Annotated in this window: 14 protein-coding genes; 7 read left to right on the plus strand and 7 right to left on the minus strand. The window is 52.6% G+C overall.

What is annotated here, in order from left to right; genetic code table 11:
• Positions 1 to 23: 23 nt before the first annotated feature.
• Positions 24 to 932, minus strand: coding sequence for a LysR family transcriptional regulator (locus G8S19_RS21275; RefSeq protein WP_253685863.1), 909 nt, complete (start codon positions 930 to 932; stop codon positions 24 to 26).
• A gap of 89 nt (positions 933 to 1,021) precedes the next feature.
• On the opposite strand from G8S19_RS21275, the gene G8S19_RS21280 reads away from it, so the two are divergent.
• The gene (locus tag G8S19_RS21280) at positions 1,022 to 1,399 is read left to right on the plus strand and encodes a carboxymuconolactone decarboxylase family protein (RefSeq protein WP_199970770.1); all 378 of its coding nucleotides are present in this window, start codon (positions 1,022 to 1,024) and stop codon (positions 1,397 to 1,399) included.
• A gap of 38 nt (positions 1,400 to 1,437) precedes the next feature.
• On the opposite strand, the gene G8S19_RS21285 is transcribed toward G8S19_RS21280, so the two are convergent.
• Positions 1,438 to 2,994 carry a bifunctional UDP-sugar hydrolase/5'-nucleotidase gene (locus G8S19_RS21285; protein ID WP_253685864.1) on the minus strand — a complete coding sequence of 519 codons (1,557 nt, stop codon included), beginning with the start codon at positions 2,992 to 2,994 and terminating at the stop codon, positions 1,438 to 1,440.
• A gap of 133 nt (positions 2,995 to 3,127) precedes the next feature.
• On the opposite strand from G8S19_RS21285, the gene G8S19_RS21290 reads away from it, so the two are divergent.
• Positions 3,128 to 4,300 carry a cytoplasmic protein gene (locus G8S19_RS21290; protein WP_124021993.1) on the plus strand — a complete coding sequence of 391 codons (1,173 nt, stop codon included), beginning with the start codon at positions 3,128 to 3,130 and terminating at the stop codon, positions 4,298 to 4,300.
• 26 nt (positions 4,301 to 4,326) lie between these two features.
• Here the strand turns inward: G8S19_RS21290 and metL are convergent, their stop codons facing one another.
• Both metL and metB read right to left on the minus strand, forming a co-directional pair.
• Positions 4,327 to 6,759 (minus strand): bifunctional aspartate kinase/homoserine dehydrogenase II, encoded by a 2,433-nt coding sequence (gene metL / locus G8S19_RS21295; protein ID WP_048213987.1) that lies wholly within the window; start codon positions 6,757 to 6,759, stop codon positions 4,327 to 4,329.
• Positions 6,760 to 6,761: 2 nt separating this feature from the next.
• Positions 6,762 to 7,922 carry a cystathionine gamma-synthase gene (gene metB / locus G8S19_RS21300; protein WP_124021992.1) on the minus strand — a complete coding sequence of 387 codons (1,161 nt, stop codon included), beginning with the start codon at positions 7,920 to 7,922 and terminating at the stop codon, positions 6,762 to 6,764.
• A 265-nt stretch (positions 7,923 to 8,187) separates the two neighbouring features.
• Between metB and metJ the strand changes: the two genes are divergently transcribed.
• A complete protein-coding gene (metJ, locus tag G8S19_RS21305; protein ID WP_048213988.1) occupies positions 8,188 to 8,505 on the plus strand; it encodes a met regulon transcriptional regulator MetJ in 318 nt (105 codons plus the stop codon).
• A gap of 59 nt (positions 8,506 to 8,564) precedes the next feature.
• Here metJ and G8S19_RS21310 read toward each other — a convergent pair whose 3' ends face one another.
• From G8S19_RS21310 to rpmE, 3 genes are all read right to left on the minus strand, one after another.
• Positions 8,565 to 9,989, minus strand: a complete 1,425-nt coding sequence (locus G8S19_RS21310; protein ID WP_253685865.1) for an MFS transporter — start codon at positions 9,987 to 9,989, stop codon at positions 8,565 to 8,567.
• Between the two features lie 89 nt (positions 9,990 to 10,078).
• Entirely contained in the window at positions 10,079 to 10,759 is a 681-nt protein-coding gene (locus tag G8S19_RS21315) for an oligogalacturonate-specific porin KdgM family protein (protein WP_124021990.1), read from the minus strand.
• A 340-nt stretch (positions 10,760 to 11,099) separates the two neighbouring features.
• Positions 11,100 to 11,312 carry a 50S ribosomal protein L31 gene (gene rpmE / locus G8S19_RS21320; protein WP_003028810.1) on the minus strand — a complete coding sequence of 71 codons (213 nt, stop codon included), beginning with the start codon at positions 11,310 to 11,312 and terminating at the stop codon, positions 11,100 to 11,102.
• 204 nt (positions 11,313 to 11,516) lie between these two features.
• Between rpmE and priA the strand changes: the two genes are divergently transcribed.
• The 4 genes from priA (at position 11,517) to hslV (ending at position 16,588) form a co-directional block, all read left to right on the plus strand.
• Positions 11,517 to 13,715 (plus strand): primosomal protein N', encoded by a 2,199-nt coding sequence (gene priA, locus G8S19_RS21325; RefSeq protein WP_253685866.1) that lies wholly within the window; start codon positions 11,517 to 11,519, stop codon positions 13,713 to 13,715.
• Positions 13,716 to 13,871: 156 nt separating this feature from the next.
• On the plus strand, positions 13,872 to 14,897 hold the full coding sequence (gene cytR, locus G8S19_RS21330; RefSeq protein ID WP_003825179.1) for a DNA-binding transcriptional regulator CytR: 1,026 nt from the start codon (positions 13,872 to 13,874) through the stop codon (positions 14,895 to 14,897).
• Positions 14,898 to 14,990: 93 nt separating this feature from the next.
• Positions 14,991 to 15,965: a cell division protein FtsN gene (ftsN, locus tag G8S19_RS21335; RefSeq protein WP_071887306.1), complete on the plus strand. Its 975-nt coding sequence runs from the start codon at positions 14,991 to 14,993 to the stop codon at positions 15,963 to 15,965.
• Positions 15,966 to 16,057: 92 nt separating this feature from the next.
• Complete coding sequence (gene hslV / locus G8S19_RS21340; protein WP_003028805.1) at positions 16,058 to 16,588, plus strand: ATP-dependent protease subunit HslV; 531 nt, start codon at positions 16,058 to 16,060, stop codon at positions 16,586 to 16,588.
• Positions 16,589 to 16,593: the final 5 nt, after the last annotated feature.

The raw sequence follows: 16,593 nt of genomic DNA on the forward strand, positions 1-16,593 counted from the left end.
AGCCAACGTGAAAAAAATTCACATCAGTCTGAATTGATGAGGGATTGCGTCATGAGTTCTTGCACCCACTGCAACCGGCTCTCATTTTCAGGCAACATCACTAACCCGGCACGGATACACAGCTCAGCATCGCTCAGTGGATGGAATACCACGCCCTGGCGCTGGACAGCAGCAAATGAAGCCGGGAGCAAACTTAAACCATCGCCCTGGGCAATCCGCGCAAGCAGCACATCATGCTCCAGTGGTTCTTCAAGACAGGAAGGAGAGTAACCAGCGCGGTGGAAAATCTGCCGGGTATAGTCAAAGAAAGCCGGGTTACGTTCCCGCTGGAACCAGAACAACGGTCGGTGGTTGAGTGCCGATAAGGAAAGAGAAGCCGTACAAGCCTCTGACCAAAAGGAGGGTAATGCAGCAATTATCGGCTCTTGCCAGGCTAAAGGGGTGACGGTAAGCCCAGATGCCTCAATAGGCAAAGCCACCAGCGCCGCATCCAGTTTGCCTCGCCTTACCTGACGAACAAGTTCAGGTGAGCCGTGACGCATGACACGCAGCATTTTTACACGAGCATTTAGCGTTGATTCAAGCGCCACAAAAACGCCCTGTTCAAACGCCGTGCTTAATCCTAAACGCAGAGGTTGCACCTCCATCTGCGCTAGCTGGCTCAATGCAATATAGGTCTTGTCCTGTAGCGCCAGCAGCGGACGCACCATTTCAAGTACGCGCTGGCCGTCCTCCGTCAGCGTAAGCCCACGGGTATGACGGACAAAAAGCGTCACCCCCAGGCGTTCTTCAAGCTGGCGAATATGACGGCTTAGCGGCGGCTGCGACATAAAAAGACGTTGCGCCGCACGACTCATGTTGTTCTCTTCGGCCACTACGGTGAAGTAGCGCAGCAGACGGATATCCAGAGAGTGCAGGGGCGATATTGTCATACCAAAAAAGTATCACGGAAACGGTATTATCCCAATCATTCTGCGCGCTCTATCCTCACGCCACAGACCACACGATAGAGGAAGAAATGATGCTTTCAAAACGCTTTATTACCGGCCAGGAGATGTTGCAAAAAGTAGATGGCAAAGGGGGCGATGCAGTCATCGAAAGTCTGCAGGACATTGCGCCAGACTTCGCCCAATACCTGATTGAATTTCCTTTTGGCGACATCTATTCAAGACCGGGGCTGGATTTACGCAGTAGAGAAATAGCTACCGTCGCGGCATTAACTGCGCTGGGTAACGCCACACCGCAACTGAAAGTACATATTGGCGCGGCATTACACGTGGGTTTAACGCAGGATGAGATCGTTGAAGTGATTATGCAGATGGCCGTATATGCTGGCTTCCCCGCGGCACTCAATGGTTTGTTTGCCGCGAAAGAGGTGTTTGCCTCTCACAGAGGCTAAAACAACAGGCCAGCGGATTGTCTGCTGGCCTGAGCTCGCTACGGTTTCACATCTGCCACACGCATGCCTTTGAGTTGCTCATCCGTCAGCGGATTTCCCGCTTTGAAATAATCAACAACCGCATTAGAGATGTAGTAGCCTCCGGATGTATTTCGCGCTTTACCTTCGGTAAATGCGGCAAAACCATCACCGCCGTCAGCCAGGAAGCTATTGGTGGCTATGTGATAAACCGTGGCATCCTCAATCGGTTTACCGTTTAACGTTAGTACGGTGACGCGCTGACCGACCGGTTTACTGCTGTCATACTTCATCTCCAGTCCTTTGGACACCTGCAAAACACCGTTACTTAAACTCGCACCGTGCTCCATCAAACTACGCAACTGCTTACCGGTGAGATCCATTGTGGCCAGCTCGTTCGGGAACGGGAAGGTGCTAATGACTGCCCCCATGGTGATGGCTCCTGCGGGGACTTCATTACGGATGCCGCCTGAGTTAGTGAGCGCTAACTGGGTATCTTTACCTGCCGCCACCAGCAACGCATCCGCCGCCAGATTACCCAACGAAGAAGATTCACCGTAAGCACGCGTCAGCTCAACCGGAGAGTTTGCAACCGTTTGTTGTACCACCTTATCAAGCTTTTTATTCCAGCCATCGATGACCTGTTTCGTCTGCGGGTCTGGTTGCCATTCATCCGCAAAAATGGTCTTTAGCTCGAAATTCTTCACGGTAAATTGATGCGGTTTCTGCTGATAATCCAGCACCAGTTTACCCACATCAATGCCCCCGCTGTCGGTGGAAAGGATCAGGGTATTACCGACTTTAATCGGCTCCGGCGTGCCCACATGCGCATGACCGGTGATCAGGATATCCAGCCCCTGCACCTGGCCTGCGGTCTGGATGTCTTTATCCAGCGCACGGCGCACATCGGTGCCGCCCAGACTGGACTGACGCGCTGGCGTGCCTTCATGGATCAGCGCCACGGTGAGATCGACTTTGCCTTTAAGCTCATCGATATAGCGTTGCAACCACTTCACTTCATCACGCGCTTCGATACCAATACGTGTCGCCGCAGAAACCGTATCATCAAAAGCAAACACGCCGTGCAGGCCAATCACGCCAATCTTCACGCCATCTTTTTCAATAATGGTGTAAGGCTTATCCCAGAACATTTTGCTGCTGTTCTGATAAAAGATGTTGCCCTGCACAATCGGGAATTTCGCCTGACTCAGTTGCAACAGCGTATTGTCCCAACCGTGATCGAATTCATGATTACCCATGGTGACAGCGTCAAAATTCATGGTGTTCATGATATCGATAATCGCCTTACCCTTGGTCAGACTGCTGATATACGGCCCGGTAAAATAATCACCCGCATCAAAAAACCAGGTGGCGCTGTTTTTCGCTTTTTCCTGCCTCACCATCGTCGTGATATTGGCCCAACCGCCAATGTCACGCGTGCCATTAGCAATCCATGGGACTTTATAAGGTTCAACGTGGGCGTGAAGATCGTTGGTATAAATAATTGTGACATCTTTGGCACTCGCCCAAAGCGGCAACGATACCAGAACACCAACAGCAAGCATTTTTAACTTCATAATCAATCCCTTTCAGTCATATAAAGAATCGCTACGTTACGTTCTGAAAGGGTTTTTTATGTGAGAAAACTCACATCCACCGGTGATAGTCGCGGGTCAAAATCAACGACCATTAAAAATCGTTGGTAATACGATGACATCTCCGTTCACTATCAATTGCTGTAAATCCTTTGGCTGCCAAAATCTGGGACTGGCGAGCTCAGCAGATTACAGCTGGCCAGAGTATCGGCTGGGTTATGCCGCACTGCATTGCCGGGCATGCGGCAGCTATCCCCCGCTGTTTAATGAGGAACAGTTTGGTAGGTGGTTGTCAGCATATTTAACGGATTTTGCCGCCCAAAGCGGTCATTTTTGCCCACGTTGTTACCAGCGAGAAACGATACGCTATGGCCGAAATCCCCAGGGCAGCCAGCGCGTTCAGTGCCGGAGTTGCAAAAAGGTCTGGACACCAAAGCAGCAACCGCTTGTCGCCATCCAACCGCCCGAACAAATCGCAACAGTCTCTCTGATCGTACCTTTTCAGGGCGCCAGTGCAGATCAGCAACTCTATGTGTTGCTCAGTTTTGACGCTATTCGCGGTAATATTCTGCATATTTCCAGCAATTTCACACCTCATCCTGCCGGGGCTTCATTGCGTTACCGCTGGCGCGGCAGCACTGAGCCAGTGGTGAGTCATGATGATATTGTGGAACGAGTCAGTCAGCGAGAAACGCAGTTTTTACGCCGCAGCCAATTTGACGAAATTCAGTACGGCAGCGCGATGCTCAAGCGTAACGCCAGCGGCGCAATTTTACGCCCGGTCATTACCGCGCATGGGCATTTCCGCATACTGAGCCACCTCTGGCCTGCGGTAAAAACGCACATTATTGCCCACGAATGTTTTCTGCGCGGCGCGGCGATTACCGCATGGGCGGAACAATTTCGCGAACATCACGCCTCGCTTTGGTTTGTGGATGAAGAAATCAGCGACGATCAACACACCAGGCCCTGGCAGTTACTGGGCAAAAGTTATCAGGGATGGTGGCAGAACCAGTGGCAAATTTGGCAACAAGGCGACACGCGTAAAATGGTGTGTTTGTTAACAGAGGGTCAGGTTGAAAAAGGAGCGTCAATAACCCTGGCGGCAAGTCATCATTTTCTCAACTGGTTGCAGCAACAGACGGAATTTCAGCAAAGCCCACGTTACTCTGCCCATTCTGTGTTTCAGACGATAAGGACGCTGACGGAGAAATACAACATCCTGGATTTGCCCGGTGGCGCTGCCGCTTACCGGGCCTACGGTTTGTGTCATCGCCAGGCCGGATAAGCGTAAGCGCCATCCGGCAACGCAAACTACAGCAGTTGCGCCAAACGGTTGATGTCGGACTGGATAGCACCGGCGGTCACATCACGACCTGCGCCCGGCCCGCGGATCACCAGCGGGTTATCACGATACCAGCGGCTTTCAATGGCGAACACGTTATCGCACGGCAACAGCGCAGCCAGCGGGTGTTCAGCGCGGACTGCTTCAACACCCACACGCGCTTTACCATTGGCGTCAAAACGCGCCACGTAGCGCAACACCAGCCCCATTTCACGTGCAGCTTCCAGACGTTGCACCATCTGTTCATTCAACTCATCGCCATTTTCAAAGAAATGGTCAATGGAGCCTTCTTCGCAGTGCGCAGGCACCAGTGACTCAACGCGAACCTGGTCCGGCTCAATATCGTAACCTGCTTCACGCGCCAGGATCACCAGCTTACGCATCACATCTTTGCCAGAAAGATCGACGCGCGGGTCCGGTTCAGTTAGCCCTTGCTGCCAGGCCTGATCCACCAGATCGGTGAACGGGACCGTGCCATCAAATTGCAGAAACAGCCAGGATAACGTGCCGGAGAAGATCCCGCTGATCGACAGAATCGTATCGCCACTATCAATCAGATCGCGCACAGTATGGTTGATCGGCAAACCTGCGCCCACGGTGGCGTTATACAGCCAGTGGCGACCGGTTTTTTCGAAAGCATCATGAATTTGGCGATACTTATCACTGGTACTCGCCCCCGCCAGTTTATTGGCGCTAATGACATGGAAACCATGGCTGGCGAAGTCCAGATACTGATCGGCCAATTGTTCACTGGCCGTCACATCCAGCACCACTAAATCATCATACGGGTGGGCGCGCATCCACAGGAATAGCGCCTCTTCATCCTGCTCTACCGCTTCGTCGTCGAAGAAGGCCAGGGCACGGCTGGCATCCAGCCCTTCATAGTTCAGCAGGCTGCGGCGGCTATCCACCACGCCTGCCAGCACGAATTCAAACCCGGTACGCGCGGAAAGCGTTGTTTGTTCGCGGGCAAACAGTTCCAGCCAGCGTGAACCAATATTCCCCTTGCCGAACAGCACCAGACCAATACGTTTTTCTGCGCGGAAAATAGACTGATGCAAACCCTGAATCAGGCTTTCGGTCGGGCCGGTACGCAGTACCGCAACCAGACTGATCCCCTCTTCCGACTGCCAGGTAAACTCGACTGGCTGGCCTTTTAACTGTTGCCAGAAACGGTGGCAATGCAGCGGATTACGCGTTACGCCTGCCCCAACCATCGCCACCAGCGCCAGCCCCTGGCGCAGACGCAGCTCGCCCGGCAGGCCAGCTTCATCCAGAATTTTCAGCGCGCCGTCAGCGACTTCGGAGGTATAGCAAAATTGCAGTAGCTGACGGTCAGGATGCACGCCCACCGCCAGTGGACGCACCTGGGTGCGTTTTAAAATCTGGTCGACTTCTTTGTAGGCCAGCTTAAAGTCCTGGCCGGTGGGAACCTGAAACTCAATCAGACAGACGTCGTCATGGCTGGTCACGATGCGCGCCCCGGTACCAGAAGCCAGGACTCGCTCAATCCGCGTTGATCCCTGATCCGGCGTGTAGCTACAGCGCAGCTGGAGGTCGATATCACTACCCGAAACCGGCTGTAAGGTGCGGGCATGCAGAACCGGAGCCGCCAGACGCGCCAGCTCGCTGGCCTCATCAAGACGCAGCAGCGGTAGCAAACAGGCATCTTTGACTTTACGTGGGTCCGCACTATAAACCCCGGCGACATCGCTCCAGATGGTGACACGAGAAACCCCTGCCAGCGCGCCAACCTGCGTCGCCGAGTAGTCAGAGCCGTTACGCCCCAGCAGGACCGTTTCACCCGCATTGCTACGGCTGATAAAACCAGTCACCACCAGGCGCTTACCCGGATGCTGCGCCAACAGTTGCTGCAGTAATGGGTAAGAAAGACCTTCATCCACCTGCGGCTGAGCGCCGCGTTCAGCACGTAAAAACTCACGCGCATCCAGCCAGGCCGATTCCAGCCCCTGTTGATTAAGGACAGCGGACATCAAACGCGCGGACCACACCTCGCCATGCCCGACGACTTCAGCATAAACGGCATCGTTTACACCGCTGTCGAGTAACCCGGCCAGGCGTTCCAGATCGTGAATAAACGCGCCGATCAACCCATCCGCCACCTCAGGAGGTAACAAACCGCTGATAAGCTCGCTTTGATAGCGACGTAACGCCTGTTGAACCTGATGCGCAGAAAGACGATCGGTCTGGCTTAACTTCAGCCAGCTAATCAACTGGTTAGTGGTACTGCCCGCGGCGGAAACAACCATCATATCGTCAGGCTGCGAGTACTCCGCCATAATACCTGCGACACGCAAATAACATTTCACGTCTGCCAGACTACTACCACCAAATTTGTGCAGTTGACGACCCTTCGCCCCTGCCTGCGCAATCACACTCATGTTTACCCCTTGTTTGCAGCCCGGAAGCCATTTTCCAGGTCGGCAATTAAATCTTCGCCATCTTCAATACCGGTGGAGATACGCAACAACGTTTCTGAAATTCCGGCAGCAGCACGCGCTTCTGGCGCCATACCCGCATGTGTCATGGTCGCGGCGTGGGAGATCAAACTTTCAACGCCCCCTAATGATTCCGCCAGCGTAAACAATGACAACCCGCTCAGGAAGCGACGCAATGTTTGCTCGTCGCCATCCAGTTCAAAACTCAACATCGCGCCAAACCCTTTTTGCTGACGCGCGGCAATCTCATGCCCCTGATTATCCGGCAGTGACGGATGATACAGTTTCTTCACCAGCGGCTGGGTTTGCAGGTAGTCCACAATAGCCTGAGCATTACGTTGTGCCACTTCCATACGCGGTGACAGAGTACGCAGGCCGCGCAACAGCAGATAACTATCAAATGCGCCGCCGGTCACGCCAATATTATTCGCCCACCATGCCAGTTCAGTGACCGTTTCCGGATCTTTGGCTATAACAACACCAGCCACCACGTCTGAGTGACCGTTTAAATATTTCGTGCATGAATGCAACACCAGATCGGCGCCCAATGCCAGTGGATTTTGCAGTGCAGGACTTAAAAAAGTGTTGTCGACAACGCTCACCGCACCAGCCTCACGTGCCAGTTGGCAGATTTTTGCAATATCTACCACGCGCAGCAGCGGGTTGCTTGGACTTTCGACCAGCACCAGCTTCGGTTTTTCTGCCAGCGCCGCTTTCAGCGCCTGATCATCACTCTGATCGACAAACAGCACACGATAACAGCCACGTTTTGCCAGACTGTCAAACAGGCGGTAACTACCACCGTAACAGTCGTGCGGTGCGACCAGCAGATCGCCAGGCTTCAGAAACACCGTGGTGACCAGATGAATCGCCGACATGCCGGTATTGGTCAGCACTGCACCAGCGCCCCCCTCCAACTCCGCCAGCGCACGCTGAACCACATCACGCGTCGGGTTGCCACGGCGTGAATAGTCATGAGCACGAGGCTCATTAAAACCGGTGAAATTATAGGTACTGGAGAGGTGAATCGGCGGGACAACGCAACCGTACTGCTCGTCGTCATTTAATCCGCTACGCACTGCAATGGTGGCCTGTTTACGCGTCATATTGAGGAGATCCTGGCTGAGTCGGTGAAAAGTCAGACACCAGAGTAATCATTGTTACAATAGCCGTCAATACATCTGGACATCTAAACTTCTTTGCGTATAGATTGAGCAAACAGGAAATAGCCGTTAAAATTATATGCATTAGCGTACATTTGCGTCGGCTAACTTCGTGTCAGGGCCGCGCCACTACGATAAACTACGCGCAATTATGGTCCGGGCTCAGGTTCTGGCCTCAATATTAATGACAAAGAGGATTAGGTATCTCATGGCTGAATGGAGCGGCGAATATATCAGCCCATACGCTGAGCACGGTAAGAAGAGTGAGCAAGTCAAAAAAATTACGGTTTCCATTCCTCTGAAGGTGTTAAAAATCCTTACCGATGAACGCACGCGTCGTCAGGTCAATAACCTGCGCCACGCCACCAACAGCGAACTGCTGTGTGAAGCGTTTCTGCACGCCTTTACCGGACAACCGTTGCCAAACGACGAGGATCTGCGCAAAGAACGCAGTGATGAGATCCCGGAAGAGGCGAAGATCATCATGCGTGAACTGGGGATCGACCCGGAGACGTGGGAGTACTGATCGGCTGACGGTTAGAAAAAAAGAGAAAAGGCGGGATAACCCCGCCGTTTCTCACAACGTTATTTTCTAATACCATTGATTTTATTCAATGTTTCTTCCATTTTGAGCGTCTCTTTACGGTTCAATGGATAGAAATAAATCAGAATGACCGCGGCCAAAAACAGGCATAACGCCGGTAAAAGATTCGCCATCGTATAAATATTTTCCTGCACGATGCTGGTTTGCACAGCGCCGCCCGTTGACGAAGATTGATAACCAATAATGGCCAGCATAAAGCCACCAATCGCCCCTGCACACGCCTGACCCACCTTGCGGGCAAAGAAGTTCACACCATAAACGGTACCATCCTCGCGATCGCCGGTGACATACTGGTGATAATCACAAACATCGGTCATAAACGCCCAAATCATCAGGTTGAATAGTCCGGCCCCCAACGTCGCCAGGAACAGGAAAACCAAATAGACTTTCGCGTCCGTAATATGGATGAAGTACATAATCAGATACATCGCCACCGCAAAGAGCAATGCGCCGACGCTGGCCTCTTTTTTGCCAAACCGCTTCGTCAGCCAGGATGCCGAGGGTGCCAGCAAAACCAGAGAGCCGAAGGTAAATAGCAACGCCACGGACATGGCCTCTTTGTTGTGGAAGTAGTCATTAAACAGGTAAGTCATGTTGGTACCTGACAACCCCTGGTTAATCACAATCAGCAGATCCACCACAACTAAATCGATCAGTGCTTTATTGCGTAACAATCCCTTCAGCAGCACCGATACGGGCATACTCTCTTTTCGCTCCACGCGCACACGTTCTGTTGTTAACTGACAGGTCAACGTTAAAAAGATAAAGCCCAGTACGGCACAACCAATAGCAATCCAGAAAAAATGTTGCCCGGAAATCACCTGACTTCCGTCCACCAGGGTGGTGTACATCAGAATCGGGATAAAAAAGCCGGTTGCTCCACCGCCGATGGCGGAACCCACGCTGCGCCAGGTTGACAGTGACACCCGATCTTCCGGGTTCGAGCTAATCGCCGCAGACATGGCGCCATATGGAATGCTGACTGTCGATAACAGTGAACCGTAAACAAAATAGGAACAGCAGATATAGATAATTTTCGCCGTATAAGAAAAATCATTCACAAACGGCAGGAACAGGACCACCGCAATGATGCAGAACGGGTACTTCATACGGCGCACCCACGGATTAAATCGTCCATGTACCGTCAATTTAGAGGTATCGCATAAGCGCCCTACACCAACATCGACAAACGCATCAAAGAGCTTAGTCACAAAATAGAGCGAGCCGACAATAACTCCTGAAATGCCGAGGACGTTAGTGTAATAAATCATTAAAAAACTATTTACTAACCCAAGAATAAAACAGGTTCCCAGGTCACCACACAAATAACCAATTTTATCCCTGAATCCGAAAGGTCTGACGACAATATCTTGATTGCTTCCACTCACTGTTCCATCATTAGACATGATGTCAACTCCTTAGACATATTATTCACGCAAACTATGCGTATATCCTGGTGTTCAACGTAATAAACCAATACGCAGAGTATTAACAATCAGAAGTTATAACCGAGGCCGACACGATAGCGGGTCTGGCGATCGTCAGTCGTGGTGGTGTCATAACCCGAAGAAACATTACCAATTTCAATAAATGGAACCCAGGAATCTATTTTATAAGCGACACGGAAGTTATATTCATAATCATCTTTCCGGTTGTTATATAAATCTTCGCTATCGGCAATTTTATAAATGCCGTTTAGCTCAAACATCCAGTTATTGACGTTATAACCAAGCCAGACTTCCGGACGATAGACCATGCGGTCATCTTTGCCGTCAGTGTTTCTGCGCATGTACTCCTGACGATAGCGGAACGCGGTCCACCAGCTGTCGTTGATGTTGTACTGCACGCGGATATAAGGTTTATAAATCGTGATGTTATCGCCCGTTTCGATCGCAATACCTGGCTGCCAGATGAGATCCCGCCAGGTAAACTGGTAACTTGCCGTATACTCGTTACCGTTACTTTCCATATTATTCCACGCATCGTTCGATTGCGTATCTTCAGAACGTGAAATGGCCTCTACCGCTACACCAAAACCTGTAGCAAAACGATGAGACATATAAACACGATCGTAATTTCGCCCGTCATCATAATATTCATGGCGGTAATCAACATAACCCGCCTGCGCGGCCGCAGATAATAATGGAATAAGTAACAAGGTAGATTTGAATTTCATGACAATCCCTTTTCACACTAAATAAAGAAAATTCACCATCACATTCCGGGCTATAAACAGGAAAGCAATAGAGTCGTAAGAATAATTTTATATTTCCGCGAAAGTGTATTTTAGAAAGAGGGGATAAACCTTTGAGATTTTGCCAGGAATTGGCATGAGTGGCAAAGAACAGAAGATAAAAATGACGAAGATCACTAGTGCGAATATTTTATCTTAAAAAATAAAAACACTGTTTCATTTATTAAAAGTGAAACATCATTCAATACATCAATGTAAGTTTTATTATCAAGTACAGATACAAAAAAAGCGCCATAAGGCGCTTTTTTCTGACAGCAGGAACTTATTTGCTGCCCGGGATGCTGAAACGCTTGTTGAAGCGATCAACACGGCCACCGGTAGCAACATCACGCTGCTTGCCAGTATAGAACGGGTGGCACTTGCTGCACACGTCGAGGTTCAGATCGTGACCGACAGTAGAGCGGATTTTAATGACGTTACCGCAAGAGCAGTTTGCAGTAATTTCTTCGTATTTCGGGTGAATATCTTTTTTCATGGGAAAACCTCGGTTTAAGGCCGCGTCGCTCTTCCAGCCCTAACGCCAGACACCACGCGATGTTAATAGTATAGGTCAGTGATACAAATTTGTATCAAAGGCGGCGAATCATACAGAAATTAACCTGCTCATGCAAACTGATCCGCATTCTACCCTCCACTAATGTGTATACTAACCCGCCAGATTTCAAGTCAGGATGATTCAATGCCCGTTGCGCACGTTGCCTTACCCGTTCCGCTACCTCGTACTTTTGACTACCTCCTGCCGGAAGGCATGAGCGCCAAAGCCGGGTGTCGTGTACGCGTGCCTTTTGGCAAGCAGCAAGAGCGCGTGGGTATCGTCCTTTCCGTCAGCGAGCACAGTGAACTACCGCGGAGCGAATTGAAAGCCGTTCTCGAAGTGCTGGACAGCGAACCGGTCTACTCGACCTCTGTCTGGCGTCTGCTGTTGTGGGCGGCGGATTATTATCATCATCCTATCGGTGACGTACTGTTTCACGCTCTGCCAATTTTACTGCGCCAGGGACGTCCGGCGACTAACGCGCCCATGTGGTACTGGTTTGCCACTGAAGAAGGCCAGGTTATTGATCTGAACAGCCTGAAGCGCTCTCCCAAACAGCAGCAGGCGCTGGCTGCGCTACGCCAGGGAAAAATATGGCGCGACCAGGTCGCTGAACTGGAATTTAATGACGCCGCATTACAGGCACTGCGGAAAAAAGGTCTGTGCTCCCTGGCGAGTGAAACGCCAGGCTTTAGCGACTGGCGTACGCACTACGCCGTTTCCGGTGAGCGTCTGCGGCTGAATACCGAGCAAGCCACCGCTGTTGGCGCGATTCATAGCGCGTCGGACAGCTTTAGCGCCTGGCTATTAGCGGGCGTGACGGGGTCGGGCAAAACAGAGGTCTATCTAAGCGTACTGGAAAATGTCCTTGCCCAGGGCAAGCAGGCGTTGGTGATGGTGCCGGAGATTGGCCTGACGCCGCAAACTATTGCCCGTTTTCGCGAACGCTTCAATGCGCCTGTCGAAGTCCTGCACTCGGGTTTAAATGACAGTGAACGTCTTTCGGCATGGCTGAAGGCGAAAAATGGCGAAGCGGCGATTGTTATCGGCACGCGCTCGTCACTGTTTACGCCGTTTAAAAATCTGGGCGTGATTGTCATCGACGAAGAGCACGACAGCTCTTATAAACAGCAGGAAGGCTGGCGCTATCATGCGCGCGACCTCGCGGTTTATCGCGCCCACAGCGAGCAGATCCCGATTATTCTCGGCTCAGCCACCCCGGCGCTGGAAACGCTGTGCAACGTGCGGCAGAAAAAATACCGCATGCTGCGCCTGACGCGACGCGCCGGAAACGCACGCCCAGCCACTCAGCACGTGCTGGATCTCAAAGGTCAGCAGGTACAGGCCGGGCTCGCCCCTGCGCTTATCGCCCGTATGCGTCAGCATCTGCAAGCAGATAACCAGGTAATTCTGTTTTTGAACCGCCGGGGTTTTGCGCCTGCGCTGCTGTGCCACGACTGCGGCTGGATTGCCGAATGTCCGCGCTGCGATCACTACTATACCCTGCATCAGGCACAGCACCATTTACGCTGCCACCACTGCGACAGCCAGCGCCCAATACCGCGTCAGTGTCCTTCCTGCGGCTCGACGCATATGGTTCCGGTTGGACTTGGCACCGAACAGCTTGAGCAGGCTCTGGCGCCTTTTTTCCCCGGCGTGCCAATCTCACGCATCGATCGCGATACTACCAGCCGCAAAGGGTCGCTGGAGCAGCATCTGGCGGAAGTGCATCGTGGCGGCGCGCGAATCCTAATCGGCACGCAAATGCTGGCGAAAGGCCACCATTTCCCGGACGTCACCCTGGTGGCGCTGCTGGACGTTGACGGCGCGCTGTTCTCCGCAGATTTCCGGTCGGCGGAACGCTTCGCCCAGCTCTACACGCAGGTTTCCGGGCGTGCCGGTCGCGCCGGGAAGCAGGGCGAAGTGGTACTGCAAACGCACCACCCTGAACATCCGCTGCTGCAAACCTTGCTGTATAAAGGGTATGACGCCTTTGCCGAGCAGGCGCTGGCCGAGCGACAAACGCTCCAGCTTCCCCCATGGACCAGCCATGTGATCGTGCGGGCAGAAGATCACAACAACCAGCATGCGCCAATGTTCTTACAGCAGTTACGAAATCTGATTCAGGCCAGTCCGCTGGCCGATGACAAACTGTGGGTGCTCGGCCCGGTTCCCGCCCTGGCGCCCAAACGCGGCGGTCGCTATCGATGGCAAATTTTGTTGCAGCACCCGTCGAGAATTCGCCTGCAACATATCGTCAGCGGCACGCTGGCGCTGATCAATACGTTACCCGATGCACGTAAGGTTAAATGGGTGCTGGATGTCGATCCCATCGAGGGATAATGCCTCATGATGCGAGGCGGATCGTAAAATTAAACATCCATCACACTTTTTATGAAAATTCTGTAACCGCTTCCATTAACTATCTGATAAAAATGTTTCAGATGAAGGTTACCCAGGGACGAGTCTGTGCCAGCAGCCCTCTGGCGAGGAGAAAGAGTGAAACCGAATAAGCAGGTTGCCGCCGCTACGATGAAAGATGTTGCTCTGAAGGCGAAAGTCTCAACGGCAACCGTATCCCGCGCATTAATGAACCCGGACAAAGTCTCACAGTCAACCCGTAACAAGGTTGAGCAGGCCGCGCTGGAAGTGGGATATTTACCCCAATCAATGGGACGCAATGTTAAGCGTAATGAGTCACGTACCATTCTGGTGATTGTGCCGGATATCTGTGATCCCTTTTTTAGCGAAGTGATTCGCGGCATAGAAGTGACCGCCGCAGAACAGGGATATCTGGTGCTGATCGGCGATTGCGCGCACCAGAACCAGCAGGAAAAGACCTTCCTCAACCTCATAATCACCAAGCAGATCGATGGCATGGTCCTGCTCAGCTCGCGCCTGCCGTTTGATGCCAGCGTGGAAGAGCAACGCAACTTGCCGCCAATGGTCATGTCCAACGAGTTCGCGCCAGAGCTGGAACTGCCCACCGTGCACATTGATAACCTCACTGCCGCCTTTAACGCGATGAATTATCTGCTGGAACTGGGGCATAAGCGCATTGGTTGTATTGCCGGGCCAGAGGATATGCCGCTGTGCCACTACCGCCTGCAAGGCTATGTTCAGGCACTACGCCGCAGTGGAATTACCGTCGATCCACACTTCATCGCGCGCGGTGATTTCACCTATGAAGCGGGCGCCAACGCGTTAAAACAGCTGCTTGAGCTACCGCAACCTCCGACCGCGGTCTTTTGTCACAGCGATGTGATGGCGCTTGGCGCACTCTCTTACGCCAAACGTCAGGGCTTAAAAGTACCGGATGATTTATCTATCATTGGCTTCGATAATATTTCACTGACGGAATTTTGTGATCCACCCCTGACAACCGTCGCACAACCGCGTTTCGATATCGGACGTGAAGCTATGCTGTTACTGCTCGATCAATTACAAGGGCAGAGCGTCAGCAGTGGCTCACGTTTACTGGACTGCGAGCTAATTATTCGGGGTACTACCCGGGCACTGACGTAAAGTAAAGTGCTTTCGGACTCCCCTGTCTGGTCAAAGGCCCGTCGCTTAAGTAACATGGCGGGCTGACGAACGAATAAATACAGCGAAACGATAGTGGCACAACGAGATTATGTACGTCGCGGCCAACCGGCACCTTCGCGGCGCAAAAAGAGCACATCACGGAAAAAGCAACGCAGTACGCCAGCGGTATCCCCCGCGATGGTCGCTATTGCTGCAGCCGTACTCGTGACCTTTATCGGTGGTCTGTACTTCATTACGCATCACAAGAAAGAAGAGTCCGAGACGCTGCAAAGCCAGAAAGTCACCGGTAATGGCATCCCGCCTAAACCGGAAGAACGCTGGCGCTATATCAAAGAGCTGGAAAGCCGTCAGCCTGGCGTGCGTGCACCTACCGAACCCTCTGCGGGTGGCGAAGTGCTTAACGCCGATCAGTTGACCAATGAGCAGCGCCAGTTGCTGGCGCAAATGCAGGCTGATATGCGTCAACAGCCGACACAGCTCAACGAAGTACCGTGGAACGAACAAACGCCTGAACAGCGCCAGCAAACGCTGCAGCGCCAACGCCAGGTGCAGCAACAGCAATGGGCCAACACGCAGCAGCAGGCTCAGCAGCCGCGCCCACGGGCGACGGAACAGCCTTACCAGCAGCCACAAACGCGTACGGCACAAGCCGCACCGGTACAACAGCCGAAAGCGCAGCCAAAACCAGTGACCCAGCAGCCGTATCAGGATCTGTTGCAGACGCCTGCGCACACCACCGCCGCGCAGCCGAAAACGCAGCCGGCCGCGCCAATAACGAATGAAACGCAGCCGCCAAAACAGACGGCGGAGAAAAAAGACGAACGCCGCTGGATGGTGCAGTGCGGGTCATTTAAAGGCGCAGAGCAAGCAGAAACCGTGCGGGCGCAGCTGGCTTTTGAAGGCTTCAACTCCCGCATTACCACCAACAACGGCTGGAATCGCGTGGTGATTGGCCCGGTGAAAGGCAAGGAAAATGCCGACAATACCATCAGCCGCCTGAAAGTTGCCGGCCACACAAACTGCATTCGACTCGCCACTGGGGGTTGAAACCCCCAAAATCTCCCCCATCTATACTTGCATTACGCCCCGTACAACTGTGCGGGGCCTGTATTCTGCATTTGTAACCAAGGGGTCTGCTCGTGACAACAATAGTAAGCGTACGCCGTAACGGCCATGTGGTAATCGCCGGTGATGGTCAGGCCACACTGGGTAACACCGTAATGAAAGGCAACGTGAAAAAAGTCCGCCGTCTGTACAACGACAAAGTCATTGCGGGCTTTGCGGGCGGGACTGCGGATGCATTCACGCTGTTTGAACTGTTTGAACGCAAACTGGAAATGCACCAGGGTCACCTGGTTAAGGCCGCCGTTGAGCTGGCTAAAGACTGGCGTACCGACCGTATGCTGCGCAAACTCGAAGCGTTGCTGGCCGTTGCAGATGAAACAGCATCGCTCATCATCACCGGTAACGGTGACGTCATTCAGCCAGAAAACGATCTGATTGCCATCGGCTCCGGCGGTCCCTACGCCCAGGCTGCAGCACGCGCTCTGCTGGAAAACACCGAGCTTGGCGCACGCGAAATTGCTGAGAAAGCGTTGGATATTGCAGGGGATATCTGCATTTATACCAACCACTTCCATACCATCGAAGAATTGAACTCCAAAGCGTAAGGATC

It is taken from the genome of Citrobacter sp. SX206 (genome assembly GCF_024181025.1).
Classification (GTDB): domain Bacteria; phylum Pseudomonadota; class Gammaproteobacteria; order Enterobacterales; family Enterobacteriaceae; genus Citrobacter; species Citrobacter youngae.